A 297-nucleotide genomic window follows, 5' to 3' on the forward strand; every position below is an offset into this window, starting at 1 on the left:
CCGTTGTTGGCGGAGTGCTTCTGTTTCAGCGGTGTTTTCTTCCAAGCGTCTTTTATTAGCTAACATTTCCTGCTCTACATTTTTAAAGTCATATAAACGTTCTCAATAAAGAGAGTTGCTGATGACTTTTGTTTGCATCAGGCTTTTAACAGCTTTGAGCTTTTCTTGCCTTAATTGTTGATCATCTTGTAATTTATCCAATTGCGCGTATTGGACAGCACCGCTGCGTGTAACACAGTCAGCCTAAGCTTTCAGTGTTTTTACTTTATCTTGTAGCGATTGAAGAGTAGCATGTAT

Origin of the sequence: Bartonella sp. AA81SXKL (assembly GCF_042196945.1) — a bacterium.
Taxonomy (GTDB): Bacteria; Pseudomonadota; Alphaproteobacteria; order Rhizobiales; family Rhizobiaceae; genus Bartonella.